This is a genomic window from Streptomyces albus subsp. chlorinus (assembly GCF_013302895.1).
Taxonomy (GTDB): domain Bacteria; phylum Actinomycetota; class Actinomycetes; order Streptomycetales; family Streptomycetaceae; genus Streptomyces; species Streptomyces chlorinus.
Genome location: NZ_VJOK01000001.1, coordinates 4,688,103 through 4,713,324, shown reverse-complemented (window position 1 = coordinate 4,713,324; position 25,222 = coordinate 4,688,103). Strand labels below are relative to the sequence as shown.

The window sequence follows — 25,222 nt, the reverse complement described above, 5'->3', positions numbered from 1 at the left end:
CGGGTGCGCGCGCTTCTCATACGGCGGCCACCTCCTTGGCTTCGCCGTCCTCGCCCCTGCCCCGGCCGGGACCCTGGCCGGGGTCCCCGTCGTGGCCCTGGTCGAGGCCGGCGACGACGCTGAGGAGGCGCGCGTCGTCCACGACGCCGATGGTGCGGCCGTTCTCCACGACGCGGGCGGTCTCGCCGGTGCGGGCGACGGCCTCGATGGCGTCGGCGACCAGCGTGTCGGGGGCGAGCGCGGCGCCCGTCTCGGCCTCGGCGTCCTTCGCCCGGCGCATGGCGCGGCGCACGGAGATGACCTGCTCGCGCGGAACGTCGCGGACGAAGTCGCGGACGTAGTCGTCGGCCGGGTTGGCGACGATCTCCTCGGGGGTGCCGAGCTGGACGACCTCGCCGTCGCGCATCAGCGCGATGCGGTCGCCCAGGCGCAGGGCCTCCGACAGGTCGTGGGTGATGAAGACCATCGTGCGGCCCTCCTCGCGGTGGAGCCGGATGACCTCCTCCTGCATGTCGCGGCGGATCAGCGGGTCGAGGGCGCTGAACGGCTCGTCGAAGAGCAGCACCTCGGGATCGACCGCCAGGGCGCGGGCCAGGCCGACGCGCTGCTGCTGGCCGCCGGAGAGCTGGCCGGGGCGGCGCTCGCCCAGGCCCTCCAGGCCGACCTTGGCGACCATCTCGGCGGCGCGCTCGCGCCGTTCGGCCTTGCCGACGCCCTGGATCTCCAGCCCGTAGGCGACGTTGTCGACGACCGTGCGGTGCGGCAGCAGGCCGAAGTTCTGGAACACCATGGAGGCCCGGTGCCGGCGCAGCTCGCGCAGCGCCTCCTTGCCCATGCCGAGGACGTCGTCGCCGTTGAACTCCAGGGTGCCCGCGGTGGGCTCGATCAGCCGGGTCAGACAGCGCACCAGGGTGGACTTGCCGGAGCCCGACAGGCCCATGACGACGAACACCTCGCCCTTGTGCACGTCGAAGGAGACGTCGCGCACGGCGGCGGTGCAGCCGGTCCTCTCCCGCATCTCCGCCTGGGACAGTCCCCCCACGGAGGCGTCCCGCGGGATCCGGTGGGCCTTGGGGCCGAAGACCTTCCACAGGTTGCGGACGGAGAAGACGGGGCGCTGGGCCGCGTCGGGGGACTGGGTGTTCCCGGCGGTCGCTGTGGCCGGTGCGGTCTCGGACATCACGCAACACCTCCCGGTGCCGTAGTCGAATCGTCTCGGAGCAGATCGACCGCCTTCTCGCCGAGCATCAGCACGCCGATCATCGGGTTGACGGCGGGCATGGTCGGGAAGACGGAGGCGTCCGCGATGCGGATGCCCGACAGGCCGCGGACCCGCAGCCTGGGATCGACGACGGCGAGCGCGTCGTCCTCGGCGCCCATCCGGCAGGTGCCCGCCGGGTGGTAGACGGTGTGCGCGGCCTTGCGCACCAGTTCGCTGATCTCCTCGTCGTCGGTGACCTCGGGGCCGGGGAAGACCTCGCGCTTGAGCCACTTCCTGAACGGCTCGGCCCGGGCGACCTCGCGGGCCAGCTTGATGCCGTCCACCAGCGTCCGGCCGTCGTAGTCGTCCTCGTCCTCGAAGTACTTGAAGTCCAGCGCCGGCTTGACCTCCGGGTCGGCGGAGGTGAGGTAGACCCGGCCGCGGGAGCGCGACTTGGGGATGTTGGGGGTCATCGACACGCCGTGCTCGGGGCGCTCGTAGCCCAGTCGCTCGGGGTTGTCGGTGAAGGGGATCTGGTAGAAGTGGAACATCAGGTCCGGGCCCTTGTGGTCCGGGTCCCGCTTGACGAACAGGCCCGCGTCGGAGTCCATCGCGGAGTTGTCCGGGATCGGCCCGTTCGTCTCCCACACGATCACCGACTCGGGGTGGTCGATGAGGTTCTCCCCCACGCCCGGCAGGTCGTGCACGACGGGGATGCCCAGCGCCTGAAGGTCCTCCCTCTTCCCGATGCCCGAGTGCATCAGCAGGCGCGGCGTGTCGATGGCGCCCGCGCACACCAGCACCTCGCGGCCGGCGGTCAGCAGCTTCTCCTCGCCGTCCTTGGTGCGGACGTGGACGCCGGTGACGGTCTTGCCGTCCTCGCCGCCCACCTCCAGCCTGAACGCCCAGGTCTCCAGCAGGAGGTGCAGGTTGGGGCGGTCGCCGGCCTCGATGTGGGGGTGGAGGTAGGCCACCGAGGCGGAGGAGCGCTTGTTGTTCTCCGGGTGGTAGGACAGGTCGAAGAAGCCGACGCCCTCCTCGAACGGCTGGTCGTTGAAGCCGACGACCTCGGGAACGTCCAGGGCCTCCTTGACGGCGTCGATCCAGTCCTGCGCGATGGCGTTCTGGTCCTTCTTGGCGACGCGCACGATGTTGTTGCGCAGCCTGCCGAAGTAGGGCTCCATGTCCTTGGCGCCCCAGCCGGCCGCTCCGCCGGCCTCCCACTCGTCCCAGTCGGAGGGCAGCGGCTTGAAGGAGATCAGCGTGTTGTGGGAGGAGCAGCCGCCCAGCACCTTGGCGCGGCTGTGCAGGATGTGCGAGTTGCCGCGCGGCTGTTCGGTGGTCGTGTACTCGTAGTCGAGCTCGCCGCCCAGCAGGCCCAGCCACTTGCGGAGGGTGAGCACCTCGGGCCGGTCGATGTCCGAGGGCCCGCCTTCGATGAGGGCGACGGAGACGTCCGGGTCCTCGGCGAGCCGTGAGGCGATCACCGAGCCGGCCGTCCCACCTCCGACGATGACGTAGTCATAGCTGGACATAGCGGTACTGCTCTCCTTGGGACGTGCGGGGGACTGACGGGGACTGGGAACTCGCTGGTGATACGGGTGCGCCGCGGCGGCTCCCGGGGTGGGGGTGAGCCGCCGTCGCGCTCTGTGGTCCGTGGCTCTGTGGTCCGTGGGGGTCGGGGCGAACTCGGGGGGCTCAGCCGGAGAACCAGCGGACCGGGGCCGGCCGCAGGTTCTCGTACACGTGCTTGGTCTCGCGGTACTCGGCCAGACCGTGGGGGCCCAGCTCGCGGCCGATGCCGGACTTGCCGAAACCTCCCCACTCGGCCTGCGGCAGATAGGGGTGGAAGTCGTTGATCCACACCGTGCCGTGGCGCAGCCGCGCGGCGACCCGGCGCGCCCGGGCCGTGTCGCCGGAGAAAACGGCGCCCGCGAGGCCGTACTCGGTGTCGTTGGCCAGCGTGACGGCCTCGTCCTCGGTGCGGAAGGTCTCCACCGTCAGGATCGGCCCGAACGTCTCCTCGCGGACGACCCGCATCCCGCGGTGGCAGTTGTCGAGCACCGTCGGGCTGTAGAAGTAGCCGCTCGCGGGCCGCACCTCGGACGGCTCCGGGCGCGTGCCGCCGCACCGCAGCTCGGCTCCCTCCTGCAGCGCGGAGGCGACGTACGCCTCGGTCTTCTCCAGCTGCTGCCGGGAGACCAGCGGCCCGCACTCGACGCCCTTCTCGGTGCCGCGCCCCAGCCTGATGCGCTCGGCGCGGGAGGCCAGCTCGGCCACGAAGCGGTCCTTGACGGACTCCTCGATGATCAGCCGGGCGCCCGCCGAGCACACCTGGCCGCTGTGGATGAAGGCGGCGTTCAGCGCCTGGTCGACGGCGGTGTCGAAGCCCTCCTCGGTGGCGCAGGCGTCGGCGAAGACGACGTTGGGGTTCTTGCCGCCCAGCTCCAGGGCGACCTTCTTGGCCCCGGCGACGGCGGCGGCACCGGCCTTGGTGCCGCTGACCAGCCCGCCGGTGAAGGAGAAGAGGTCCACGTCCGGGTGCTCGGCCAGGCGCTGGCCGACGGGGAGGCCCGCGCCGGTCACCAGATTGGCGGCCCCCGCCGGGAGCCCGGCCTCCACCAGCAGCTTGACCAGGTGGACGGTGGACAGCGGGGTGACCTCGCTGGGCTTGATCACGAACGTGTTGCCCGCGGCCAGCGCCGGGGCGATCTTCCAGGACGCCTGGAGGAGGGGGTAGTTCCAGGGAGTGACCAGCGCGCAGACGCCGACGGGCTCGTGGACGACGACGCTGTGCACGTCCGGGCTGCCCGCGTCCACGACACGGCCGCCGGACTCGTGCATCACCAGGTCGGCGAAGTGGCGGAACGCGTTCGTCACGTCGTCCACGTCCACCCGGCCCTCTTCGAGGGTCTTGCCGGTGTCGCGGGACTCGGTCAGCGCGATCTCCTCGCGGTCGCGCTGCAGCAGGTCGGCGACGCGGCGCAGCAGTGCGGCCCGCTCGGCGGTCGGGGTGTGCGGCCACGGCCCCTCGTCGAAGGCACGCCGGGCGGCGGCGACGGCCGCGTCGGTGTCCGCTGCGTCACCCTCGGCGACGACGGCGAGCGTGGTGGCGTCCGCGGGGTCCAGCACCTCCCGCGTGCCGCCGGCCGCGGCCGCCCGCCACGTGCCGTCAATGTGCAAGCTCTCCAGAACGGACACCTTTGGTACTGCCTTCCTTGCTCCTGCTTTCCCCGGGAGAATCCCGGCGCCCCGGCGCGGGGCTTTGCCACGCCTTTCGGGCAGATGGCAGTCCGGAACCCTGCCCCGTCCTTCCGATCTCATGTCCAAAATTCGATGACAAGTGGGCTTCATCACGGGTCGAAGTGCGCCACCCCTCGGAGGAACGTACGGTGAGTACGTCTTTGTCCCGATATGGCGGGTCGGGTGCGCCGGGACACCGCCCCCTGACTCCCCACGGCGGATCGGAGCCATCTCATGCGCAAGCAGCACCGCACAGCCCTGCTCGTGGTCGTATGCGCTGCGACGACGACCTCCGGCGGACTTCTGACCCCGGCCCATGCCTCCCCCACGGCGACGGAGCGTGACGGACCCGATATCGCAGAGTTGTCGGGTGAGGAAATAGCGGAAAAAGCCTCGAACGAACTGAATTCCGCCCGCTCCCTGCGAGTGAGAATGGCGGCCCCCGATCTCCGGCTCAATCTCACGCTGGACGAAAAGGCGAACTGCTCCGGAAAAGTCTCCGTCCCCGGCCGCGGCTCGGTTCGGCTGATCAAGCACGGCGACACGGTCTGGCTCAAGCCCGACGCCGCCTTCTGGAAGGGCCAGCTCGGCCCCGAGGCGGGCGCACAGGCGGCACGGGAGTTCAAGGGCCGCTACATCAAGGGCTCCGCCCGCGACGACGACCTCGGCGGCAAGGGCCTGGCCACCGCCTGCGACCTCGACGCCTTCCGCGCCGCCTCCGGCGCGATGGCCACCCCGGGCCCGCGCTGGAAGCGCGGCCGGCAGGGCCGGGTCGGCGGACACCGCTCCGTCCCCGTCACCCGCACCCAGGAGGAGGCGCGCGTGACGATGCACGTCTCCGCCGACGGCAAGCCCTACCCGCTGCGCCTGGAGCGCCGGTCGGGCCGCGACCACGACGAGATCGACCTCGGCCGCTTCGACCGGCCGGTCCCCCGCGGCACCCCGCCCAAGGAGCGCACCGTGCCCGTCGAGAAGCTCCGCCGGCACTTCGAGCACTCCCAGCAGGACCAGCCGCCCTCCGAATCGGTCTAGGGCACCGGCACCGCGCGGCGGGCGGCCGGCCGCCCGCGGCGGCGCCCGCGGCACCGCGCGACACCGCACAGCGCCATCCGACACCGCACAGCGCCATCCGACACCGGATGGCACCACCTGGCACCACATAACGCCAGGCGGTGCCACATGGTGCCAGGTGGCGCCTTTCCGTGTGCCATCAGCCCCCCGGGGCGCCCTTGACACCATTTCCCCGGGATCAATTTCCGTTCCGTCTTCCCAGGTCACAGCGGTGACAGCGCGGCGAGCTTCCCAGTTGGCGCCGGAGGGACTTGCACACGGCACCATTGTGGTGCCACCATAACGCCATGGATCTCACCCCGTACGTCGACACCCTCCGCCGCGACCTCGCGGTGGCCGCCGAAGCCGGCGGTGACGAAGCCCGCGAGGTGGCCGAGCGGCTCACCGCGGCACTGGAATCGGCCACCCGGCTGACCATGCTCAACGTGCTCTCCGCCGCGATGGACGAGATCACCCGCGAACTCGCCCCCGGCTCGGTCGACGTGCGGCTGCGCGGGCTCGACCCCGACTTCGTGGTCACCCCGCCGCCCACCGACGGCGCCGCACCCGCGGAGCCCGCCGCACCCGCCGAACCCCTCGCGGCCCCGGTGCCGGCCGACGACGAGGGCGGCACCGCCCGCGTCAACCTGCGCCTGCCGGCCCGCCTCAAGGCCCGCGCCGAGGAGGCCGCGTCCCGCGAGGGGCTGTCGGTCAACGCCTGGCTGGTGCGGGCCGTCTCCGCCGCGGTAGACGGCAGCGCCCGGCCGCGTCCGGCGGAGAAGGCCCAGACCCTCGGAAAGGGCTACACGGGCTGGGTGCGCTGACCGCGCCCCGCCCGCGCCGCACCACCCGCACCGCTTCCACCGCACCACTCCACCCACACCACGTCCCACCAGCGGGGACGTCCCGAAGACCCATGAGGACGGCACAGCCATGCCTGCTTTCGACACTCCCGCCCCGATCTCGGCCACGGCGCACGTGGAGGCCGGATCCCTCCAGCTCACCGCGGGCGACCGCCGCGACACCGTCGTCGAGGTGCGCCCCCGCGACCCGAAGAAGGACCTGGACGTACGGACGGCCGAGCAGACCGAGGTCACCTGCGTGAACGGCGTGCTGACGGTCAGGACCCCCAAGTCCGGACTGTTCGGCCGCATCGGCACCGTGGATGTGGCGGTCGAACTTCCCGCGGGCTCGCACGCCGAGGTGACCGGCGCCTGGACCCAGCTGCACGGCGTGGGCCGGCTCGGCGAGGTCCGCGTGAGGATCTCGACCGGGGACGTCCGCCTCGACACGACCGGCCCGCTCCAGCTGAAGGCGTCGCACGGCTCGATCACCGTGGACCGGGTCGAGGGCACGGCCGAGATCACCACCAGCTCCGGCAGCCTGCGCGCCGGACTCCTCGGCGGCCCCGCCGTCCTGAAGAACTCGCACGGCAGCACGACCGTCGGCGCCGCGACCGGCGAGCTGCGGGTGAACGGCGCCAACGGCGACATCGACATCCGGCGCGCCGAGGACTCGGTCACCGCCACCACCGCGCACGGCACCCTGCGCGTGGACGAAGTGGCCTCGGGCAGCGTCCAGTTGGAGACCTCCTACGGTGCCATCGACGTCGGCGTCCGCGAGGGCACGGCCGCCTGGCTCGACGTCCACTCGGGCTCCGGCCAGGTGCGCAACACGCTCACCGCGTCCGAGACGCCCCAGGAGAGCGAGGACACCGTCACGATCCGCGCCCGCACCCGGCACGGCAGCATCGACGTGCACCGCGCCAAGATCTGAGCGCCCGCCGCGACCGGCGCCGCCTCCGCACCTCCTCGCCCCGTCGCCTCTTCGGCCCGTCCTCCCCTCGCCCGTCGCCTCCTCGCCCCGTCCTCCCCTCGCCTCTTCACCCCTTCACCCTTCACCCTTCACCTCAGCCTTCGATCGGAGGGCTCCATGCCTTCATCTGTCATGCCCACGACCAGCCGCCGCGAGGGCGGCCACCCGTCACCGGCCGCAGTCTCCGCCACCGCCCTGCGCAAGTCCTACGGCGACAAGACCGTCCTGGACGGCATCGACCTGCACATCCCGGCCGGCTCCGTCTTCGCCCTGCTCGGTCCCAACGGGGCCGGCAAGACCACCGCCGTCAAGATCCTGTCCACCCTCATCTCCGCCGACGGGGGGCAGGCCCGGGTGGCCGGTCACGATCTGGCCGCCGATCCGCAGGCCGTGCGCGCCGCGATCGGTGTCACCGGCCAGTTCTCCGCCATCGACGGCCTGATCACCGGCGAGGAGAACATGCTCCTGATGGCCGACCTCCACCACCTCCCCCGGCGCGAAGGACGCCGCGTCACCGCCGAACTCCTGGAGCGCTTCGACCTCACCGACGCCGCCAGGAAGCCCGCCTCCACCTACTCCGGCGGCATGAAGCGCCGCCTCGACATCGCCATGACCCTGGTCGGCAACCCCCGGATCATCTTCCTCGACGAACCCACCACCGGTCTCGACCCCCGCTCCCGCCACCGCATGTGGCAGATCATCCGCCACCTCGTCGCCGACGGCGTCACCGTCTTCCTCACCACCCAGTACCTCGAGGAAGCCGACGAACTCGCCGACCGCATCGCCGTCCTCCACAACGGGAAACTCGCCGCCGAAGGCACCGCCGACGAACTCAAGCGCCTCATCCCCGGCGGCCACGTCCGCCTCCGCTTCACCGACCCCGCCGCCTACCGGACCGCCACCGCCACCCTGCGCGAAGCCACCCGCGACGACGAAGCACTCACCCTGCACCTCCCCAGCGACGGCAGCCAGCGCGAACTGCGCTCCCTCCTCGACTGGCTCGACTCCGCCGCCATCGAAGCCGACGAACTGACCATCCACACCCCCGACCTCGACGACGTCTTCTTCGCCCTCACCGGCCCGGCCGACGTCCCCCACCAGACCGGTCACCCCGGCCGGACCGACCAGCCCGAGGAGAACCTCCGATGAGCGCCCTCGCCCTCACCGCCCGCGACTCCGCCACCATGCTGCGCCGCAACCTCCTCCACGCGCGGCGCTACCCCTCCCTGACGCTCAACCTCCTGCTCACGCCCCTCATGATGCTGCTCCTGTTCGTCTACATCTTCGGTGACGTGATGAGCGCGGGCATCGGCAGCGGCGGCGCCGACCGCGACGCCTACACCGCCTACCTCGTCCCCGGCCTGCTGCTGATGACCATCGGCAGCACCACCATCGGCAGCGCCGTCTCCGTCGCCACCGACATGTCCGAGGGCATCATCGCCCGCTTCCGCACCATGGCCATCCACCGCGGCTCCATCCTCATCGGACACGTCCTCGGCAGCGTCCTGCAGTGCGTGCTCAGCGTCGTCCTCGTCGGCGCCGTCGCCGTCGCCATCGGCTTCCGCCCCACCGACGCCACCGCCCTGGAATGGCTGGCCGCACTCGGACTGCTGGCCCTCTTCTCCCTCGCCCTCACCTGGATCGCCGTCGGCATGGGTCTGGTCAGCCCCAACGCCGAGGCCGCCAGCAACAACGCGATGCCGCTGATCTTCCTCCCCCTGGTCTCCAGCACCTTCGTCCCCCTCGGCACGATGCCGGGCTGGTTCCAGCCGATCGCCGAGTACCAGCCCTTCACCCCCGCCATCGAGACCCTCCGCGGTCTGCTGCTCGGCACCGGGATCGGCAACAACGCCTGGCTCGCCCTCGGCTGGTGCCTGGCCCTGACCGTCCTCGGCTACCTCTGGTCGCGGGCCGCCTTCAACCGCGACCCGGAGTAGGCACCCCCGGGCCGACAGCCTCCGGCCCGGGCTCCAGCCCGAGCCCCCGGCCCCGGCCCGGGGCTCCCGGCTCCCGGCTCCCGGCTCCCGGCTCCCGGCTCCCGGCTCCCGGCTCCCGGCTCCCGGCTCCCGGCTCCCGGCTCCCGGCTCCCGGCCGAGCCTCCCCGTCCCGGACCGGCCCCAGGGCGGCGTAACCCCGGCACCGTCGCGGGGTGCGCCGCCCCGCCGCCGGTCCGGGACATCCGAGGCCGGCGCGGGGTGCGCCGCCCCGCCGCCGGTCCGGGACATCCGAGGCCGGCGCCGCGCGGCTACGCCCCGGAAGGGCGCCGGTCCGGCCGGGCGTCCTGGGCCCGTACCAGGCCGTCGCCCGCGGGCGTGCGGTAGTAGAGCACGGACCGCCCCGCCCGGCGCCGCTCCACCAGCCGGGCGTCCCGCAGGACCCGAAGATGGCGGCCCACCGAGCCCAGGGCCTGGCCCGTCAAGCCGACCAGCTGAGTGGTGCTCTTGGGGGTCTCCAGCAGTATCAGCACCGTGGCCCGCGCATGCCCCAGCAGCACGCCCAGCGCCTCGGGGACGGGGGCGCTCCCCCTGTCGGCGAGGGCGCCGGAGCACGGGTACACCACCGCGTAGCGGGGCCGGTCCCCCGGCGAGGAGCGGGCAGTCCCCTCCCGGGGACGCCCCGGAGCCTCCTCCCATGAGACCCACCCGGCCCGCGGCGTCACGGGGACGAACATCAGCCGGGCACCCGCCAGATCGCGGGGCGGGTAGTCCCGCGCGTTGATCTGCAGCCTGCTCCCGCCGAGCCACCGCATCCCCGGCCGCATGTCGTCCAGCGCCGCCGCCCAGCCGCCCCGGCTCAACTGGGCGGTGCGGCCCACCACATCGGCCTCCAGGACGCGGCGGCGCCGGGACCACGACGGCCGTACCGTCTCGTACCAGACCCAGGCGAGGACGTCGGCCGTTCGCTGCGGCAGGTCGTCCCGGCGCAGGGCCACCGGCAGCGGTCCGTCCGTGCCGAGGGAGACGAGCAGATCGGCGCGGGCCGCCTCCGGCGGGGCCTCCCGCACCCGCGCCACCTCCTCCTCGAACGGCACCTCGCCGAGGGGGAGTTCGCCCGGCTCGGGGGTCGGGGTGAGGAAGTCGGCGTTCCAGGTGCGCCCCAGCGCGGCGCGGATCAGCGCCGCGGTGACCGGGTCGGCCGACTGGCGTGCGCGGTAGGCGCGCAGATGGGCGTCGAGCCAGGCCCGCTCCCCGGGGTGCGCGGGGCTGCCCCGTTCCAGGAGCTTCAGGGCCGCGACCGTCTCCGCGAGGGGCGAGACCACGAACCGGCTCCCCGCCAGCACATCGGCGCTGACCTGCCACCACCCCACACCCGTCACCCCCGTGCCCAGCCCGCTCCGCACCGGCGACGGCCCGTTCCCGCCGACACCGGCGCCGACTCCGCCACCAAGGCCGCCACCAGCGCCGACACCCGTGCCGACACCCGTGCCGAGGCCCGTCCGCCGCCCGTGCCGGCAGCCGTCCCCGCGCCCGTGCCGACCTCGTCACCGGCGCCGACCGCCGACGCCGCCCTCCTCTCACGGCAGCTCACCGTCCCCATGAGGGCGCCGGGCGCCCGGCGCCCTCATCGGTGCCGCGGTGGTGCGTTGTTTCGCTCTCGCGCGAAACAGTAACCGTCCGGTTCCACCAGTCCGAGACTCCCTCCCATGCGCACCTATCGCGAACTCTTCCGCGCGCCCGAGTTCACCCCTCTCTTTCTGACCAGCACCCTTCAGGTGGCCGGGCAGACGGTCAGCGGACTGGCGCTGGGCACGCTCATCTACACCGCCACCGGCTCCCCGCTGTTGTCCTCCCTGGCCATGTTCGGCCCCGCGCTGGCACAGCTCGTGGGCGCGACCACCCTGCTGTCCGCCGCCGACCGGCTCCCGCCCCGCGCCACGACGAGCACGCTGCTGCTGGCGTTCGCCCTGGGCACCGCCGTGCAGGCCGTCCCCGGGCTGCCGGTCACGGCCGCCTTTCTCCTCCTGCTGGTGCTGGGTGTACTGGCGTCGCTGGGCGGCGGGGTCCGCCTGGGACTCCTCCACGAGATCCTCGACGAGGACGGCTATCTGCTGGGCCGTTCGGTGCTCAACATGTCCACCGGCATCATGCAGATCTGCGGCTACGGGCTCGGTGGCCTCCTCGTCACGGCCCTCTCACCACGCGGCACGCTGCTCACCGGGGCCGCGCTGTATCTGGCGGGCGCCGTCGTCGCCCGGCTGGGCCTGGGACGCCGGCCGCCCCGCGCCCGGGGACGGGCCTCCGTGGCCGAGACCTGGCGGACCAACTCCCTGCTGTGGTCCTCCCGTCCACGCCGCTGCGTGTACCTCGCGCTGTGGGTGCCGAACGGGCTGGTCGTCGGCTGCGAATCCCTCTACGTCCCGTACGCCCCCCAGGACGCCGGACTCCTCTTCGCCTGCGGTGCGGTGGGCATGCTGGCCGGGGACACCGTCACAGGCCGGTTCCTCCCCCCTCGGTGGCGCGGCCGGCTCCCCGTACCGCTGCTCGTCCTGCTGGCCGGTCCCTTCCTCCTGTTCGCACTGCGCCCGCCCCTGCCGTGGGCGGCGGCGTCGGTGACGCTGGCGACAGCCGGGTTCGCCGCCAGTCTGCTGCTTCAGGAGCGGCTGTTGGCACTGACCCCGCAGGAGCTGAGCGGCCACGCGCTGGGACTGCACTCGTCCGGGATGCTGGCCATGCAGGGTGTGGGTGCCACGCTCGCCGGTGCCGTCGCCGAGCGGACCTCTCCCGCTACCGCCATGTCCCTCGTCGCCGGGCTGTCCCTCGCGGTGACGTGCGGGCTGGCGCCGGGTCTCGGGCCAGCCGACCGCCCCCGCACGGCCGCCCCGCCGGAACGGGAGGCCGCAGGCGGCGAACCCGCGTCCCGGTGAGGCCGAACGGCCGAGGGCCCGTACGGAACGCCGTTCGCGTTCCGTACGGGCCCTCGGGGCGAAGAGGCAGGGCGGCGGCTCAGACCAGGCCGAGACCGCGCACCGCGTCGCGCTCCTCCGACAGCTCCTTGACGGAGGCGTCGATGCGGGTACGGGAGAACTCGTTGATCTCCAGGCCCTGGACGATCTCGTAGGTGCCGTTCTTCGTGGTCACCGGGAACGAGGAGATGAGCCCCTCCGGCACACCGTAGGAACCGTCCGAGGGGACGCCCATGGAGGTCCAGTCGCCCTCGGCCGTGCCGTTGACCCAGGTGTGGACGTGGTCGATGGCGGCGTTCGCGGCGGAGGCGGCCGAGGAGGCGCCGCGGGCCTCGATGATGGCGGCGCCGCGCTTGGCGACGGTCGGGATGAACTCGTCAGCCAGCCACTTCTCGTCGTTCACGACCTGCGCGGCGTTCTTGCCGGCGATCTCGGCGTGGAAGATGTCCGGGTACTGGGTGGCGGAGTGGTTGCCCCAGATCGTCAGCTTCCTGATATCGGCGACGGAGGAGCCGGTCTTCTTCGCCAGCTGGGTCAGCGCGCGGTTGTGGTCCAGGCGGGTCATGGCGGTGAACCGCTCGGCCGGGACGTCCGGCGCCGAGGACTGCGCGATCAGCGCGTTGGTGTTCGCCGGGTTGCCCACGACCAGCACCTTGATGTCGTCGGCGGCGTGGTCGTTGATGGCCTTGCCCTGCGGCTTGAAGATGCCGCCGTTGGCCTCCAGGAGGTCGCCGCGCTCCATGCCCTTGGTGCGGGGGCGGGCGCCGACGAGCAGCGCCACGTTGGCGCCGTCGAACGCCACGTTCGGGTCGTCGGTGATGTCGATGCCCTGGAGCAGCGGGAAGGCGCAGTCGTCCAGCTCCATCGCGGTGCCCTCGGCGGCCTTCAGCGCGGGGGTGATCTCCAGCAGACGGAGCCTGACCGGCACGTCGGCGCCCAGCAGCTGGCCGGAGGCAATACGGAACAGCAGCGCATAGCCGATCTGGCCTGCGGCGCCGGTGACGGTGACGTTCACGGGAGTGCGGGTCATGCGTTCTCCGTAGTACTTGACGACGTGGCTGGCGGGTGGCCGGAAGTCTCTCTACGTCAAGAGACCCGACGGCCAGGCTATCCGACCGCGTGCCCGCCGCACCCCCGGGTCGGCCCAACAGGCACCGGGAGCGACACCGGGAGCCACCCGCCCGCACAGGGGGCTCGCTCACCGCGCACCCGGCTCACCGCACCGTCTTCCCCGGAGTGGTGCAGCCCTTGCCGCCGGCGGCCAGGGTCGCGCAGGCGCGGGCGTCGTCGGCGCCCCGCACCGAGACCATCTCGGTGTACGCGTCGGTGCGCGTCACCGTGTCGCTCTCGGCCTGGCCGCCGGGCGCGGTGATGCGCAGCACGTCGTCGCGCGCCGCCCCGCTGATCCGCGCCCATGACGCCGCGCAGACCTCGCTGTAGCGGACCTCCACCAGGCCGGTGCCCACCCGCGCGGAGCTGACGGTCGCCGCGTGCCGGCCGCCGCAGCCCATGGCCTCGGGGTCCTCACCGGAGCAGTCGTCGCCCACGCACTTGACTCCCGCGGGCAGGTCGCGCGACGTCGCCGTGGGCGAGGGCTTCGGGCCGGCCGCCTTGCCGTCCTCGCCGCTTCCCAGGTCGAGGAAGAGCACCGCTCCGGCGACGAGCACGAGGACACCGACGAGCGCCGCCAGCACCACGGTGCCCTTGCGCCGCCCGCCCCCGCGTGCCCGGCGCGGCTCGCCGCTCCGGGGCGTGCCGGTGGCGCCGGGACGTCCGGCGGGGTACGGGGCCGAAGAGGCGCCGTCCGGCGCGTTCCGGACTCCGTGCACCCCGGTGGCGTCCGGGGCCCGGACCGCGCCGGGCCCGCCCCACGCGGTCGCTTCCCCTCCCCGCACGCCGATACCGGCGGCGCCCGCCGCACGGATGGCGTCCTTGCGCAGGACGGCCGTCTCCCGGTCCTGGTCCTGGCCCCCGTCCCGGGCCTGACCGCAACCGTGCCCCGGGCCGTGCCCCGGGCCGGGGCCGGGAGCCAGGTCCTGCCCGTAGCCGCGGCCATGGCCGGGAGCGAGGTCCTGCCCGTCACCGTCACCGGGGCCGTGACCGGGGCCATGGCCAAGGCCAGGGCCGGGACTGCGCGGGGCGCTGTCCGGCTCGCTTCCGCGGCCGGGTGCGGGCGCGCTCCTGCTCTTGCGCCGGCGGCGGCCCTTCTCCGGCTCCTCCTCCGGCGCGTTCAGCGCGGCCCGCGCCTGCGCGATGCTGATGGCCTCCAGGGTGGTGTCGTGCCGCATCTCCGCGCGGCTCCACGCCCGTTCGGCCAGCTCCCACATGGTGCCCAGGTGGCGCACGTCCGTGCCGGTCACCTCGGCGAGGGCCTGGGTGGCGCCGCGCGGCGGCAGCAGGCGGCCGTTGAGATAGCGCTCCCAGGACGACTTGCTGTAGCCGGTGCGGTCGGCGATGGCGGCGACGCTCAGTCCGCTGCGGTCGACGAGCCGCCGCAGCTGGCTCGCGAACTCCCGGATCTGCGGATCCAGATCCTCCGGTAGCGCCCTCCACCGAGGCATGGCCTCCCCCTCGTCCCCCGACTCTCGCGCTTTCGCCTTCCCTTCCCCCGCGTGCGCGCCGCGGCCCCGGGCACCCCCTGCGGCTCCCCAGGGGATACAGGCAGCCAGGACGACGGCTTCGGCAGCGGGGGCACACGGGAGCGTTACGGGCCGGGACCCACACCCGCGCACACCCTTTGTCCGCGCATCCCCCCTAGTCTGCCAGCCCGTCCGGACGCCAACCGTCCACGGACCACCCGTCCGTGTGCGCGCACACGCTCCTGGCACGACGGTGGCCCCGGTCCTCCGCGCAGAGGACCGGGGCCACGTCCCGTCACATGCGCGCGGCCCGCGGGGGATCCGGGGGCACCGGAGGGACACGGGCACCGCGCGGACGCGCCGCCGCGTGGCCGGCCTCAGCGGACCGTGAAGTGCACCACCGTGTCCAGGAACGGCACCGACAGCCAGGGGTCGGGCTGCGCCATCATGGCCAGGAGCACGATGGCCAGGCCGAGCACTCCGTAGGTGATCAGGTCGGTGAAGCGGGAGCGCACCGCCAGCATGCCGACCGACGGCAGCGTCCAGCGCAGGACCGCACCGCCCAGCAGCGCCGCACCCACGATCAGGGTGCCCGCGCGGAAGTGCAGGACTGTCACCAGCAGTCCGACCAGCACCCCCGCGCACACCGCCAGCAGCGGCCACTGGCGGTACGGCGCCGGCTGGTGACCGCCCGCGGCGCGGCCCCCGCCCTCGGGGCGCGCCGTGTCGCGGGTGAGCACCGGGAAGCGCCGCGACCTCTTGCGCGGCGGTGCCGCCTGCTCCGCACTCATCGCGGGGTCTCCCTTCGCCTCGCTCTTCTCGGCCATGACCGCGCTCAGCGAGCCGCCGCCTCGGCCGCCTCCACGACGTTGACGAGCAGCTGGGCCCGCGTCATCGGGCCCACCCCGCCGGGGTTGGGCGAGAGCCAGCCGGCGACCTCGGCGACACCGGGGTGCACATCGCCCACGATCTTGCCGTTCTCGTCCCGGCTGACGCCCACGTCCAGCACGGCCGCGCCCTCCCGCACGTGCTCCGGCTTGATGAGGTGCGGGACGCCGGCGGCGGCGACGACGATGTCGGCCTGCCGCAGCAGTGCCGGCAGATCGCGGGTGCCGGTGTGGCACTGGGTCACGGTCGCGTTCTCGCTGCGCCGCGTCAGCAGCAGCGGCAGCGGGCGGCCCGCGGTCACGCCGCGGCCGACCACCACGACGTGGGCGCCGTCCAGTTCGACGCCGTAGCGGCGCAGCAGCACGATCATGCCCTGCGGGGTGCACGGGAGCGGCGCGGGCTTGTTGAGGACGAGCCGGCCCAGGTTGGTGGGGTGCAGCCCGTCGGCGTCCTTGGCCGGGTCCATCAGCTCCAGGACGCGGTTGACGTCGATGCCCTTGGGCAGCGGCAGCTGGACGATGTAGCCGGTGCAGGCCGGGTCCTCGTTCAGTTCGCGGACGACCGCCTCGATCTCCTCCTGCGTCGCGGTCGCCGGCAGTTCGCGCTGGATGGAGTTGATGCCGATCTGCTGACTGTCGCGGTGCTTGCCCGCGACGTACTTCTGCGAACCGACGTCGTCACCGACGAGCAGCGTGCCGAGGCCGGGCGTGACGCCCTTGGCCTTGAGCGCCTCGACGCGCGTGGTGAGGTCGGACTTGATCGCGGCGGCGGTGGCCTTGCCATCGAGAATCTGGGCGGTCATGCGCCCATCCTCGCGGATCCGGGCCCTCCGGCTCCACTCAGGTGGCCGTGCGAGCCACAGGGGGCGCCCCCGCGGTCGCGCACCACACCCCCGCGGGCCGCACGGGACGTCCGGACAGTGGCATGAGAACGGTCGGACGGTCGCACGGGACGTCCGACGGTCGCACGGGACGTCCGACGGTGGCGTGGGACGGCCGGGCGGTGACGTGCGGCGTGCGGGACCGGCGGCCGTGCGCGGTGTCCGTTCGGTTGTGCGAGCCGGTTCCTCGTGTGCGAGCCGGGTCACCCGCCCGGCGGCGCCTCGGCAACGGGACGGCAAAGGTCGGTTCATGTGCCTCTCTGCAACCCCTACGCTCCGTTGAGACCGGACACGGGGAGTCAGTAGCGTGCCGGACGTGTTCAGCGTGATCATCGTCCCGGACGGGTGCCGGGGTCCCGAGGAGCAGTACCGGCTGGAGCCGGGCCACACGCTGCGCTTCGGCCGGACGGCACCGGCAGGAGGCGGCCTGACCATCGCCCACCCCGCCGTGGCGTGCGCGGCCGGGGAGATCACGGCGACGGGCGCCTTCTGGATACTGACCAACTTCAGCCACGACCAGACCTATCTCGTCGAGAATCCCGAGGGCGCCGGGGAGCACATCAGGGTCGCGCCGGGAAGGGCGGACGCGCCGGTCCCCTTCGAATTCGCCCGCGTACGGCTGTGCGCCCACGACCCGAGGCCCGGCTGCGGTTTCGACGTCCTGGCACCGCGCCACGACTACCTGACGGCCACGGGCCTGGGCACCGGAACAGGGCCGGGTTCCGGTTCCGGTGCCGGTGCCGGGTTCCCGGACGGTCCGGCGGGTGCGGCCGGCACGGACGGGGCCGAGGGGGCCGGCGGTGCCGACGGGGCGCGGGACTGGCTCTTCGACCCGTTCCCCCGCCCGTACCCCCTGGACCACACGTGCCGCTACTTCCTCGTCCTCACCGCGCTGTGCGAGGCACAGCTGCACTCCGGGGACCCGGCGGCGCCGGTGCCCACCGTGGCGGAGCTGACCGAGCGGCTGCGTCCTGTGTGGCCGGAGGTGACCGCGGCGGACGTCACCTGGAACCTCGACTACCTGCGGCTCAAACTGCGGCTGCGCCCGTCGGACGACGCCGGGACGGTACGCGAGTCCCTGGTGCGGTTCGCCATCCGGTTCGATCTGGTGCACGAGGGGCATCTCGCACTGCTGGAACGCCAGTTGGTGTGAGCCCCCGCGGGCGGCGGCACCTCGTGGCCCTACTGACCCGGTGTCGCGGTTTCACCACAGTACGGAAACCCGGCTGGACAGGCCGCGAGGAGCCCACCACCATGGGGACCGGCGCCGGGCAGTCCAGGGTGGGCCGACGGTGCGGCGCCGTCCCGGGGGAGGCGACATTGCTGAGGGCAGGCCGTGGTTCTCCGGAGTCACTCGGCCCCATCCGCTCCCTCAACACCGTCGGAGGAACAGCTCGTGAGCTACCCCCCGCCCCCCGGCCAGAGTCCCGACAACCCGTACTCGGCACCGCAGCAGGGCGCCCCGTACGGCTACCCGCAGCAGGGCACCGGCCAGCCCGGCTACGGCTATCCGGCCGCCCCGGGCGGCATGCCCGCCTACCCGGGCGGTCCGATGCAGCCGGCCGTCAGCATGCCGGGCGTGGTCGTCACCGCGCGGGTGCTGCTGTTCATAGCGGGTGCGCTGTGGGCGCTGTGCGCGTTCGGCGTGCTCTTCGCCGGGATGGCGGCCAACGAGGCGCTCAATGACGTGCCGGTCGCCGACTCGGTGGGGGGCGCCGCGCTCGGCGGGGCGCTGCTGTTCTTCCTGATCCTCGGCGGCCTCGCGGCCCTGCACATCGTGCCCGCCTCGATGTTCGGCAAGGGCCGCGTCGGCACCCGGGTCACCGCCATCATCGCCGGCTCGCTCAACGCGCTGATCCCGCTGCTGGCCTTCTTCGGCGCCCTGGGCAGCGGCGACGGCGACGCGGCCGGCACGCTCTTCATGTGCCTGCTGTGGCTGGCGACCGCCGTGCTGACCATCGTCTTCTGCTCGCTGAGCGCGGCGGGCCAGTGGTTCAACCGGCCGCAGTACTGACGCCTCCTCGGACGCTCCGCCGGATGAGACGGGCCGGGCCCCTCGCATGAGCGAGGGGCCCGGCCCGTGTCCGTGTCCGTGTCCGTGTCCGTGTCCGTGTCCGTTACGAGCGTCCCGTCCGGGTGCCCCGTCCAGGAGTCCCGCCCGGACAGGAGTCCCGTCCGGGTGCCCGGCCGCGCGGCGGACGTCGCGGGTCGGTGGAAGAAGTGCCGGATCAGTGGAAGAAGTGCCGGGTCCCGGTCAGGTACATCGTGACGCCCGCCTTCTTCGCGGCCTCGACGACCTGGTCGTCGCGGACCGAGCCGCCGGGCTGGACGACAGCGCGGACGCCCGCCTCGGCCAGCACCTCCAGCCCGTCGGGGAAGGGGAAGAACGCGTCGGAGGCGGCGTACGCGCCGCGCGCCCGCTCCTCGCCCGCGCGCTGGACGGCGAGCCGCGCCGAGTCGACGCGGTTGACCTGTCCCATGCCGACGCCCACCGTGGCACGGTCCTTGCCCAGCAGGATGGCGTTCGACTTGACGGCGCGGCAGGCCCGCCAGGCGAAGGCGAGTTCGGCCAGTTCCCCGGCCTCCAGCACCTCACCGGAGACCAGGGTCCAGCCGGCCGGGTCGTCGCCCTCGGCCTGGAAGGCGTCCTTGATCTGGGCGAGGCCGCCGCCGTCGACCGGCCGGAACTCGGCGGGAGTGGTGGGCGCCTCGGGGCAGCGCAGCACGCGGATGTTCTTCTTCCGGGTGAGGGCCTCCAGCGCACCGTCCTCGTAGCCGGGCGCGACGATCACCTCGGTGAAGATCTCCGCGACCTGCTCGGCCATCTCGCGCGAGACGGGACGGTTGACGGCGATCACGCCGCCGTAGGCGGACAGCGGGTCGCAGGCGTGCGCCTTGCGGTGCGCCTCGGCGACGTCCGCGCCGACCGCGATGCCGCACGGGTTGGTGTGCTTGATGACGGCCACGCACGGCTCGGGGTGGTCGTAGGCGGCGCGGCGCGCGGCGTCGGTGTCGACGTAGTTGTTGTACGACATCTCCTTGCCGTGCAGCTGCTCGGCCTCGGCCAGGCCGCCGCGGCCCTCCGTGTAGAGCGCGGCGGGCTGGTGCGGGTTCTCGCCGTAGCGCAGCACGCTCTTGCGCTCGTACGTGACACCGAGGAACCCGGGGAACGCGCGCGAGGCCCCGCTCTGCGAGCCCTCGGACGCCCCGGCCTCGGCGTACTGGGCGAACCAGCCCGCGACCGCCACGTCGTAGGCGGCCGTGTGCCGGAACGCCTCGCCCGCCAGGCGCTTGCGCGCCGCCAGGTCGAAGCCGCCCTCCTCGACGGCCTTGAGCACGTCGCCGTAGCGGTCCGGGTTGACGACCACCGCCACGGACGGGTGGTTCTTGGCGGCGGCCCGGACCATCGAGGGGCCACCGATGTCGATCTGCTCCACGCACGCGTCGTCGGAGGCGCCGGAGGCCACGGTCTCGGCGAACGGGTAGAGGTTGACGACGACCAGCTCGAACGGCTCGACACCCAGCTCGCCGAGCTGTTCGCGGTGCGCCTCCAGCCGCTGGTCGGCGAGGATGCCCGCGTGCACGCGCGGGTGGAGGGTCTTGACCCGTCCGTCCAGGCACTCGGGGAAGCCGGTCAGCTCCTCGACCGGGGTGACGGGCACCCCCGCGTCCGCGATCCGCTTCGCCGTCGAACCGGTCGAGACGAGCTGGACCCCGGCCGCGTGCAGCCCGCGGGCCAGCTCCTCCAGCCCCGTCTTGTCGTACACGCTGACCAGCGCGCGGCGGATCGGCCGCTTGGCGCCCAGCTGTGCGGCACTCTCACTCATGACCCAGTCGTACCCTTCTCCTGTTCGGCCCCTCGAGGGTGTAGCCGTCGCGGGCGATACGTCCCACGACCTCGACGAGCAGCCGTCGCTCGACCTGTTTGATCCGCTCGTGGAGGGCGGATTCGTCGTCCTCGTCCAGGACCTCGACGGCGCGCTGCGCGATCACGGGCCCGGTGTCGACGCCGTCGTCGACGAAGTGGACGGTGCACCCGGTCACCTTGGCGCCGTACGCGAGCGCGTCACGGACGCCGTGGGCTCCGGGAAAGCTGGGAAGCAGTGCGGGGTGGGTGTTGAGGAACCGCCCGCCGAAACGTGCCAGGAACCGGCTCCCGACGACCTTCATGAAGCCCGCCGAGACCACCAGGTCCGGCGCGTGCGCCGCGGTGGCCTCGGCCAGCGCGGCGTCCCACTCCTCGCGGGTGGCGAAGTCCCTGACCCGGCACACATAGGTGGGGATCCCGGCCCGCTCGGCCCGCGCGAGCCCCTCGATCCCGGTCCGGTCGGCCCCCACGGCGACGATCTCGTACGGGGTGTCGACGGCGGGGTCGGCCACGGCGTCGAGCAGGGACTGGAGGTTGGTGCCGGAGCCCGACACCAGGACGACGAGGCGCACGGGGGCTGCGGGACGGAAGGAGTGCGCGTCCACGACGGTGCTCTCTCTCGCGGGGAGACGGAATTTGTGTGGTCGCACAAGTACGTGGACCCGAGGATTCCGGGGAACTCTACGAAGCGTCCGACCGTCGGCAACGATACCGGCCCTCGGAACGGCCCCCACGGGACGGGGGCGCATGCGGAAGGTAGCGTCAGGGACATGGTCTCCCCGGGCTCCCGCGGGGGCCCGGGGGCCGCAGGGCCGTGGAAGCGACGCGGAAGCGATGAGGAAGACACACACCACATGACCGACCGACGCCGCCGTGCGGCCCCATCCGACAGCACCTCCCGCGAGGACAACCCCTTCGCGCCACCGCCGGAGGGGCAGCCGGACCAGCCGTGGCAGCCGCGTACGCCGCGGGCGCCGGAGGCATCGGCACCGCGGGGGGAGACGACCGACGCCGGTGCGCAGTCGTCCGGAACGCCCAGTTCCGGCTCCGGTTCGGGGTCTGCGCCGGGGCCGGGGCCAGCGCCGGGGCCGGGTTCTCGGCCGGAGTCGGGCTCGGGTCCGGGTCCGGGTCCGGGTTCCGGCTCGGGGCCGGGTGGTGGCGGAGAGGGCGGTTCCGGAACACCGGACGGCGAGCGGAACCCGGTGTGGGGCAGCCAGTGGAGCAGCCGCCAGCCCGGACGGCAGGGCGGCGGCTTCGGCGGCGGCCCGGCCGGACCCGGAAACGGCGGCGGTGACGGGCCCGGCGACGGACGGGGGCCGGGCGGTCCCGGCGGGCCGGGCGGACCCGGTGGCCCCCGCGGCATGCGCTGGGACCCGACCGACCCGCTCCAGCGGCACGCCCGCTACTCCCTGCACGCGGGCATCTGGGGCCTCTTCTTCGCCCTGCTGAGCGTGCCCGAGGTGGCGCTGCTGCTCGGGGCGCTCTCCCTCTACTGGGGCATCAGCGCCCTGCGCGGCAAGCCGCCCGCCTCCGCCCGGGAGGGCCGGGGCGGGGGCGGCAGGCGAGGGCACCGCGGCGTGGCCGCCACCGCGGAGGACGTCGCGGGGACGGCACGCCGCCCCGAGGGCTCCGAGGGCGGTACCGGCACGGACGCCGAGGGCGGCTCCGGCGACGGCCGGGGCGGCGCGGGCGGCAGGACGCCGATCCCGCTCGCCGTGACCCCCGCACAGGCCGCCAAGGCCAAGCGGACGGCGGCCGTCAGCGGTCTGGTCGCCGCGGGGCTGACGCTGGCCATCGTCGCGTCCACGTACGCCTTCCAGTTCGCCTACAGCGACTACTTCACCTGCCAGAACGACGCGCTCACCCAGTCCTCCCGCGACGACTGCAAGCGGCACCTGCCGGAGGAGCTGCGTCCGTTCCTGGAGAACCGCTCCTGACCCGCCCGGGACGCCGGGCCTTCCGCTCCCTCACACCCCCTGGCACACGTCGGCACCCGCACCCGCACCCGCCGCACCAGCACCAGCACCAGCACCAGCACCAATGTCCGAACCAGCACCAACGTCCGCCGTCCGCTGCCCGGCCGGCTTGCTGAGGTATCCGTAGCCGCTCTCCTGCGCGAACCGCTCCAGATATCCGTGCCTGTGCGGATCCTCGGGCGCGAAGGAGGCCATCAGACCGCCGGACGCCGCCCTCATCGCGGACCAGCGCACACGGCGGACCTCGTCCGTGTGCCACGCGGGGTCCGGCCCGTACCCCGCGGCCACCTCGGCCGCCTCCTCCGCCGCGCGCGCCTCAGCGGCCACCGCCCGGCGCGCGCTGAAGCGCGACCACCACCGCACGCCCAGGGCGGTCGGCATGCCGACGGCGAGCATCCAGCCGCACGCCGCACCGCCCGTCTGCCACCAGGACGGGCCCAGGTGCGTGAGGGCCCCGGTGCCGAGCGGGCCGCCGGAGCAGGCGGCCAGCAGCGCCAGGACGCCCCCGCACAGGACCGCGGCGAGCGGCACCGTCATCAAGGCGGAGCACCGGCCGGCGGCCACCGGCGAACGGCCCACCCACCAGCCGCACATGACCCCGCCCAGCAGCGGAACGACACCCACCAGGCAGGACGTCAGGATGCCGCCCGACCCCTCGCCCGGGACGACGGTCAGCAGCGGGAACGGCGGCAGGTGCGGGGTCGCCGTCGTCACGGCCGGGGCGACGACGCTGCCGCCGCCCAGGGTGAAACCGGGTCCGAGCCCGTACGAGGTCGCCCACAGCGCCGCGTTGGGAAGCAGCGCGACGGCGAGCAGCAGCAGCGCGAACTGGCCGGAGAGACTGCCGGTCAGCTGGGGAAAGGAACCGCCGACCGTCCGCACGTTCCACACCAGCGCCGCCGCCAGCAGGAACGCGCCACCACCGCACAGCACGACCGTGGCCGCGCCGCCCGCCTGGACGGCGACGATCAGCCGGTCGCGGTACAGCCGGCGCCGGGCACCGGCCGACCGCGCCGGGGAGACCCCGGGCAGCCGCGCGGAGAAGGCGGACCACGCCGCCGCGACGGAGCGGCGCCGGGCGTAGAAGGCCGCGCACAGACCCGTCACGGTGACGACGAACAGCGGCACCCGCCAGGCCGTACTGACCGGCTCGGCCTCGATCGGCCCGCCGGACGCGTAGGCGACGGCCGCCGAGGTCACCAGGAGGTAGCCGCACGAGACCCACACCCCGACGGCCGTCGCCCCGTACCCGGCGCCCGCCGCCAGCCGTGCGTCCATCCCCTCGCGCGTGGCACGCCACAGCAGCCACACGGGTGCCGCCGTCAGCAGCAAGGGCGTCACCCCCACGGGTGCCGGGATGCCGGAGAGCGTCTCGTGCCGTACGAGCTGCGCCCCGTGCGCCAGCAGCCACAGATCCGCCGCCGTGTGCAGGCCGGCGCTCGCGCCGCTGTCGGGGTACGGCGAGACGGTCCACAACAGCAGGACGACCACCGCGAACGCGCCGAGACCGAGCCCGGCGGCCACGGCACCACCGAGCAGCCAGCCGCTGGTCAGGGGCAAGGGACGGGAGTGGCCACGGCCCGAGGACAACGAGGGACCGCGGTGCGTCAATTGGCTCACAGCGCCATGCTGCCAAGAACACCCGTTTTGCCCTAGTAGCAGGCATTTTGTCGCTGTGTCGCACAAGCTATGGGCTATGCACTCTTCCTCCACCCCTGCGAGCGCGTCCACGGACAGGGCCGCGAACACGAGCGCGGACGCGGCCCCGGCTGCGGACGCGGGCGCGGGCGCGGGCGCGGCTGCGGACGCGACCGCGGATGCGGGCACGTCCCAGGACACGGCCGGGGACGTGAACGCGGGAACGGGCGCGGAGACGGGCGCAGGCGCGGACACGGACACCGCTACGGGCGCGGAGACGGGCGCAGGCGCGGACACGGACACCGCTACCGACGCGGGCGCGGGCGCGGACATGGCCGCCGAGGTGGCGGCGTGCCGTACGTCGAGCGCGTCCGGCGCGTCCTCCTCCGGCGCCACCAGCGACGCCGCCGCTTCCGTGGCGGCGGGTGCCGTGGCGGCGGGGAAGAGCAAGCCGGGCAAGAAGCAGTCCCGGAGGGCCGACGGGAAGGGCAGGGCCGGGGCGACCCGCCTGAAGGGCGGGCCCCGCGGGAGCGGGAAGGCCGGGAAGAACGGGAGGGGCGCGTCCGGGAGGAACGGGGCCGGGGCGAGCGGTCACAGCGGCAGGAAGGGTGGAGAGGGCGGAAAGGAGGGGAGGGCCGGGAGGAGTGGGGAGCGCGCCACCGCGGGGCGGGACCAGCAGGTCGGAGGGGCAACTCCCCTCGCCGACCGGAGGCCGCCCAGCTGGGCCGTCCCGGACGGGAGCACGGCGCCGGCTCACGAGCCCGTCAACTCCCCCGCGCCGCCACCCGTGACGACCCCGGCCCCTGACGCCGCCCCCTCCCCCACCGGGGTCACGGCCCTCGCCACTGAGGCCGAACGCCCCGGCACCGAGGCCACCGGGACAGCTGGGACCGCCGAAACGGGCGAAGACGCCGGCACCACCGATGCCGAGATGCCCGAAGCCCCTGAAGCCGCCGGAACCGATGCCTCACCCGACGCGCCCGAGCCCCCTGCAACCGGCGAAGCGGAAGCGTCCGACGCCGCCGACGCCGCCGATGTCTCCGGCGCCGCCGGCATCACCGGCATCACCGACGTCAGCGACGTCAGCGACGTCGCGGCGTCCGACGCCACGGCCGATGAAGTGTCCGGCGTGCGGGAGGAGGAACCGCGGCCGGACGGCGCACAGGACCGCGGCACCAGGC

Annotated in this window: 20 protein-coding genes and 1 pseudogene; 10 read left to right on the top strand and 11 right to left on the bottom strand. The window is 73.7% G+C overall.

Features of this window, described 5'->3' with window-relative positions:
• Positions 1 to 16: 16 nt before the first annotated feature.
• From FM076_RS20640 to FM076_RS20630, 3 genes are all read right to left on the bottom strand, one after another.
• Positions 17 to 1,180: a quaternary amine ABC transporter ATP-binding protein gene (locus FM076_RS20640; RefSeq protein ID WP_173872459.1), complete on the bottom strand. Its 1,164-nt coding sequence runs from the start codon at positions 1,178 to 1,180 to the stop codon at positions 17 to 19.
• The gene (locus FM076_RS20635) at positions 1,180 to 2,736 is read right to left on the bottom strand and encodes a GMC family oxidoreductase (RefSeq protein WP_173872458.1); all 1,557 of its coding nucleotides are present in this window, start codon (positions 2,734 to 2,736) and stop codon (positions 1,180 to 1,182) included. Before FM076_RS20635 ends, FM076_RS20640 begins: the two co-directional genes overlap by 1 nt.
• Positions 2,737 to 2,899: 163 nt before the next feature.
• Positions 2,900 to 4,402 carry an aldehyde dehydrogenase family protein gene (locus tag FM076_RS20630; protein ID WP_173872457.1) on the bottom strand — a complete coding sequence of 501 codons (1,503 nt, stop codon included), beginning with the start codon at positions 4,400 to 4,402 and terminating at the stop codon, positions 2,900 to 2,902.
• A gap of 474 nt (positions 4,403 to 4,876) precedes the next feature.
• Between FM076_RS20630 and FM076_RS20625 the strand changes: the two genes are divergently transcribed.
• From FM076_RS20625 to FM076_RS20605, 5 genes are all read left to right on the top strand, one after another.
• Positions 4,877 to 5,476, top strand: coding sequence for a hypothetical protein (locus FM076_RS20625; protein WP_243274583.1), 600 nt, complete (start codon positions 4,877 to 4,879; stop codon positions 5,474 to 5,476).
• Positions 5,477 to 5,802: 326 nt separating this feature from the next.
• Complete coding sequence (locus tag FM076_RS20620) at positions 5,803 to 6,318, top strand: toxin-antitoxin system HicB family antitoxin (protein WP_173872455.1); 516 nt, start codon at positions 5,803 to 5,805, stop codon at positions 6,316 to 6,318.
• A 109-nt stretch (positions 6,319 to 6,427) separates the two neighbouring features.
• Positions 6,428 to 7,270, top strand: coding sequence for a DUF4097 family beta strand repeat-containing protein (locus FM076_RS20615; protein WP_173872454.1), 843 nt, complete (start codon positions 6,428 to 6,430; stop codon positions 7,268 to 7,270).
• A gap of 156 nt (positions 7,271 to 7,426) precedes the next feature.
• The gene (locus FM076_RS20610; RefSeq protein ID WP_243274582.1) at positions 7,427 to 8,458 is read left to right on the top strand and encodes an ATP-binding cassette domain-containing protein; all 1,032 of its coding nucleotides are present in this window, start codon (positions 7,427 to 7,429) and stop codon (positions 8,456 to 8,458) included.
• Complete coding sequence (locus FM076_RS20605; RefSeq protein ID WP_173872453.1) at positions 8,455 to 9,246, top strand: ABC transporter permease; 792 nt, start codon at positions 8,455 to 8,457, stop codon at positions 9,244 to 9,246. Before FM076_RS20610 ends, FM076_RS20605 begins: the two co-directional genes overlap by 4 nt.
• 308 nt (positions 9,247 to 9,554) lie before the next feature.
• Here the strand turns inward: FM076_RS20605 and FM076_RS20600 are convergent, their stop codons facing one another.
• Positions 9,555 to 10,616, bottom strand: coding sequence for an ArsR family transcriptional regulator (locus FM076_RS20600; RefSeq protein WP_173872452.1), 1,062 nt, complete (start codon positions 10,614 to 10,616; stop codon positions 9,555 to 9,557).
• Between the two features lie 336 nt (positions 10,617 to 10,952).
• Here FM076_RS20600 and FM076_RS20595 point away from each other — a divergent pair, with 336 nt between their 5' ends.
• Entirely contained in the window at positions 10,953 to 12,173 is a 1,221-nt protein-coding gene (locus tag FM076_RS20595) for an MFS transporter (protein ID WP_173872451.1), read from the top strand.
• Between the two features lie 79 nt (positions 12,174 to 12,252).
• Here the strand turns inward: FM076_RS20595 and FM076_RS20590 are convergent, their stop codons facing one another.
• From FM076_RS20590 to FM076_RS20575, 4 genes are all read right to left on the bottom strand, one after another.
• Positions 12,253 to 13,242: a malate dehydrogenase gene (locus tag FM076_RS20590; RefSeq protein ID WP_173872450.1), complete on the bottom strand. Its 990-nt coding sequence runs from the start codon at positions 13,240 to 13,242 to the stop codon at positions 12,253 to 12,255.
• A 184-nt stretch (positions 13,243 to 13,426) separates the two neighbouring features.
• Complete coding sequence (locus FM076_RS20585) at positions 13,427 to 14,773, bottom strand: helix-turn-helix domain-containing protein (RefSeq protein WP_173872449.1); 1,347 nt, start codon at positions 14,771 to 14,773, stop codon at positions 13,427 to 13,429.
• Between the two features lie 395 nt (positions 14,774 to 15,168).
• Positions 15,169 to 15,582, bottom strand: a complete 414-nt coding sequence (locus tag FM076_RS20580; protein ID WP_173872448.1) for a DUF3017 domain-containing protein — start codon at positions 15,580 to 15,582, stop codon at positions 15,169 to 15,171.
• A 44-nt stretch (positions 15,583 to 15,626) separates the two neighbouring features.
• Positions 15,627 to 16,481 (bottom strand): bifunctional methylenetetrahydrofolate dehydrogenase/methenyltetrahydrofolate cyclohydrolase, encoded by an 855-nt coding sequence (locus tag FM076_RS20575; RefSeq protein WP_173872447.1) that lies wholly within the window; start codon positions 16,479 to 16,481, stop codon positions 15,627 to 15,629.
• 394 nt (positions 16,482 to 16,875) lie between these two features.
• Between FM076_RS20575 and FM076_RS20570 the strand changes: the two genes are divergently transcribed.
• Both FM076_RS20570 and FM076_RS20565 read left to right on the top strand, forming a co-directional pair.
• Entirely contained in the window at positions 16,876 to 17,712 is an 837-nt protein-coding gene (locus tag FM076_RS20570; RefSeq protein ID WP_345945126.1) for a hypothetical protein, read from the top strand.
• Positions 17,713 to 17,955: 243 nt separating this feature from the next.
• Complete coding sequence (locus FM076_RS20565) at positions 17,956 to 18,573, top strand: hypothetical protein (protein WP_173872446.1); 618 nt, start codon at positions 17,956 to 17,958, stop codon at positions 18,571 to 18,573.
• Positions 18,574 to 18,787: 214 nt separating this feature from the next.
• On the opposite strand, the gene purH is transcribed toward FM076_RS20565, so the two are convergent.
• The gene (gene purH, locus FM076_RS20560) at positions 18,788 to 20,386 is read right to left on the bottom strand and encodes a bifunctional phosphoribosylaminoimidazolecarboxamide formyltransferase/IMP cyclohydrolase (protein WP_173872445.1); all 1,599 of its coding nucleotides are present in this window, start codon (positions 20,384 to 20,386) and stop codon (positions 18,788 to 18,790) included.
• Positions 20,379 to 21,032, bottom strand: a complete 654-nt coding sequence (gene purN / locus FM076_RS20555; RefSeq protein WP_173872444.1) for a phosphoribosylglycinamide formyltransferase — start codon at positions 21,030 to 21,032, stop codon at positions 20,379 to 20,381. The genes purH and purN overlap by 8 nt, the downstream gene beginning before the upstream one ends.
• A gap of 756 nt (positions 21,033 to 21,788) precedes the next feature.
• On the opposite strand from purN, the gene FM076_RS35035 reads away from it, so the two are divergent.
• Complete coding sequence (locus FM076_RS35035; protein WP_345945124.1) at positions 21,789 to 22,364, top strand: hypothetical protein; 576 nt, start codon at positions 21,789 to 21,791, stop codon at positions 22,362 to 22,364.
• A gap of 30 nt (positions 22,365 to 22,394) precedes the next feature.
• Here the strand turns inward: FM076_RS35035 and FM076_RS20545 are convergent, their stop codons facing one another.
• Complete coding sequence (locus tag FM076_RS20545) at positions 22,395 to 23,963, bottom strand: cell division protein PerM (protein ID WP_173872442.1); 1,569 nt, start codon at positions 23,961 to 23,963, stop codon at positions 22,395 to 22,397.
• A gap of 136 nt (positions 23,964 to 24,099) precedes the next feature.
• Here FM076_RS20545 and FM076_RS20540 point away from each other — a divergent pair.
• Positions 24,100 to 25,222 (top strand): annotated as a pseudogene (locus tag FM076_RS20540) (hypothetical protein); the annotation flags it as partial.

What these genes read in the sequence shown, in the direction of transcription:
- FM076_RS20605 (WP_173872453.1), top strand. Translation starts at nt 8,455, where the DNA reads ATGAGCGCCCTCGCCCTCACCGCCCGCGACTCCGCCACCATGCTGCGC.
- FM076_RS20640 (WP_173872459.1), bottom strand. Translation starts at nt 1,180, where the DNA reads ATGTCCGAGACCGCACCGGCCACAGCGACCGCCGGGAACACCCAGTCC.
- FM076_RS20625 (WP_243274583.1), top strand. Translation starts at nt 4,877, where the DNA reads ATGGCGGCCCCCGATCTCCGGCTCAATCTCACGCTGGACGAAAAGGCG.
- FM076_RS20585 (WP_173872449.1), bottom strand. Translation starts at nt 14,773, where the DNA reads ATGCCTCGGTGGAGGGCGCTACCGGAGGATCTGGATCCGCAGATCCGG.
- FM076_RS20580 (WP_173872448.1), bottom strand. Translation starts at nt 15,582, where the DNA reads ATGAGTGCGGAGCAGGCGGCACCGCCGCGCAAGAGGTCGCGGCGCTTC.
- FM076_RS20590 (WP_173872450.1), bottom strand. Translation starts at nt 13,242, where the DNA reads ATGACCCGCACTCCCGTGAACGTCACCGTCACCGGCGCCGCAGGCCAG.
- FM076_RS35035 (WP_345945124.1), top strand. Translation starts at nt 21,789, where the DNA reads ATGCGCTGGGACCCGACCGACCCGCTCCAGCGGCACGCCCGCTACTCC.
- FM076_RS20575 (WP_173872447.1), bottom strand. Translation starts at nt 16,481, where the DNA reads ATGACCGCCCAGATTCTCGATGGCAAGGCCACCGCCGCCGCGATCAAG.
- FM076_RS20615 (WP_173872454.1), top strand. Translation starts at nt 6,428, where the DNA reads ATGCCTGCTTTCGACACTCCCGCCCCGATCTCGGCCACGGCGCACGTG.
- FM076_RS20635 (WP_173872458.1), bottom strand. Translation starts at nt 2,736, where the DNA reads ATGTCCAGCTATGACTACGTCATCGTCGGAGGTGGGACGGCCGGCTCG.
- FM076_RS20595 (WP_173872451.1), top strand. Translation starts at nt 10,953, where the DNA reads ATGCGCACCTATCGCGAACTCTTCCGCGCGCCCGAGTTCACCCCTCTC.
- purH (WP_173872445.1), bottom strand. Translation starts at nt 20,386, where the DNA reads ATGAGTGAGAGTGCCGCACAGCTGGGCGCCAAGCGGCCGATCCGCCGC.
- FM076_RS20620 (WP_173872455.1), top strand. Translation starts at nt 5,803, where the DNA reads ATGGATCTCACCCCGTACGTCGACACCCTCCGCCGCGACCTCGCGGTG.
- FM076_RS20610 (WP_243274582.1), top strand. Translation starts at nt 7,427, where the DNA reads ATGCCTTCATCTGTCATGCCCACGACCAGCCGCCGCGAGGGCGGCCAC.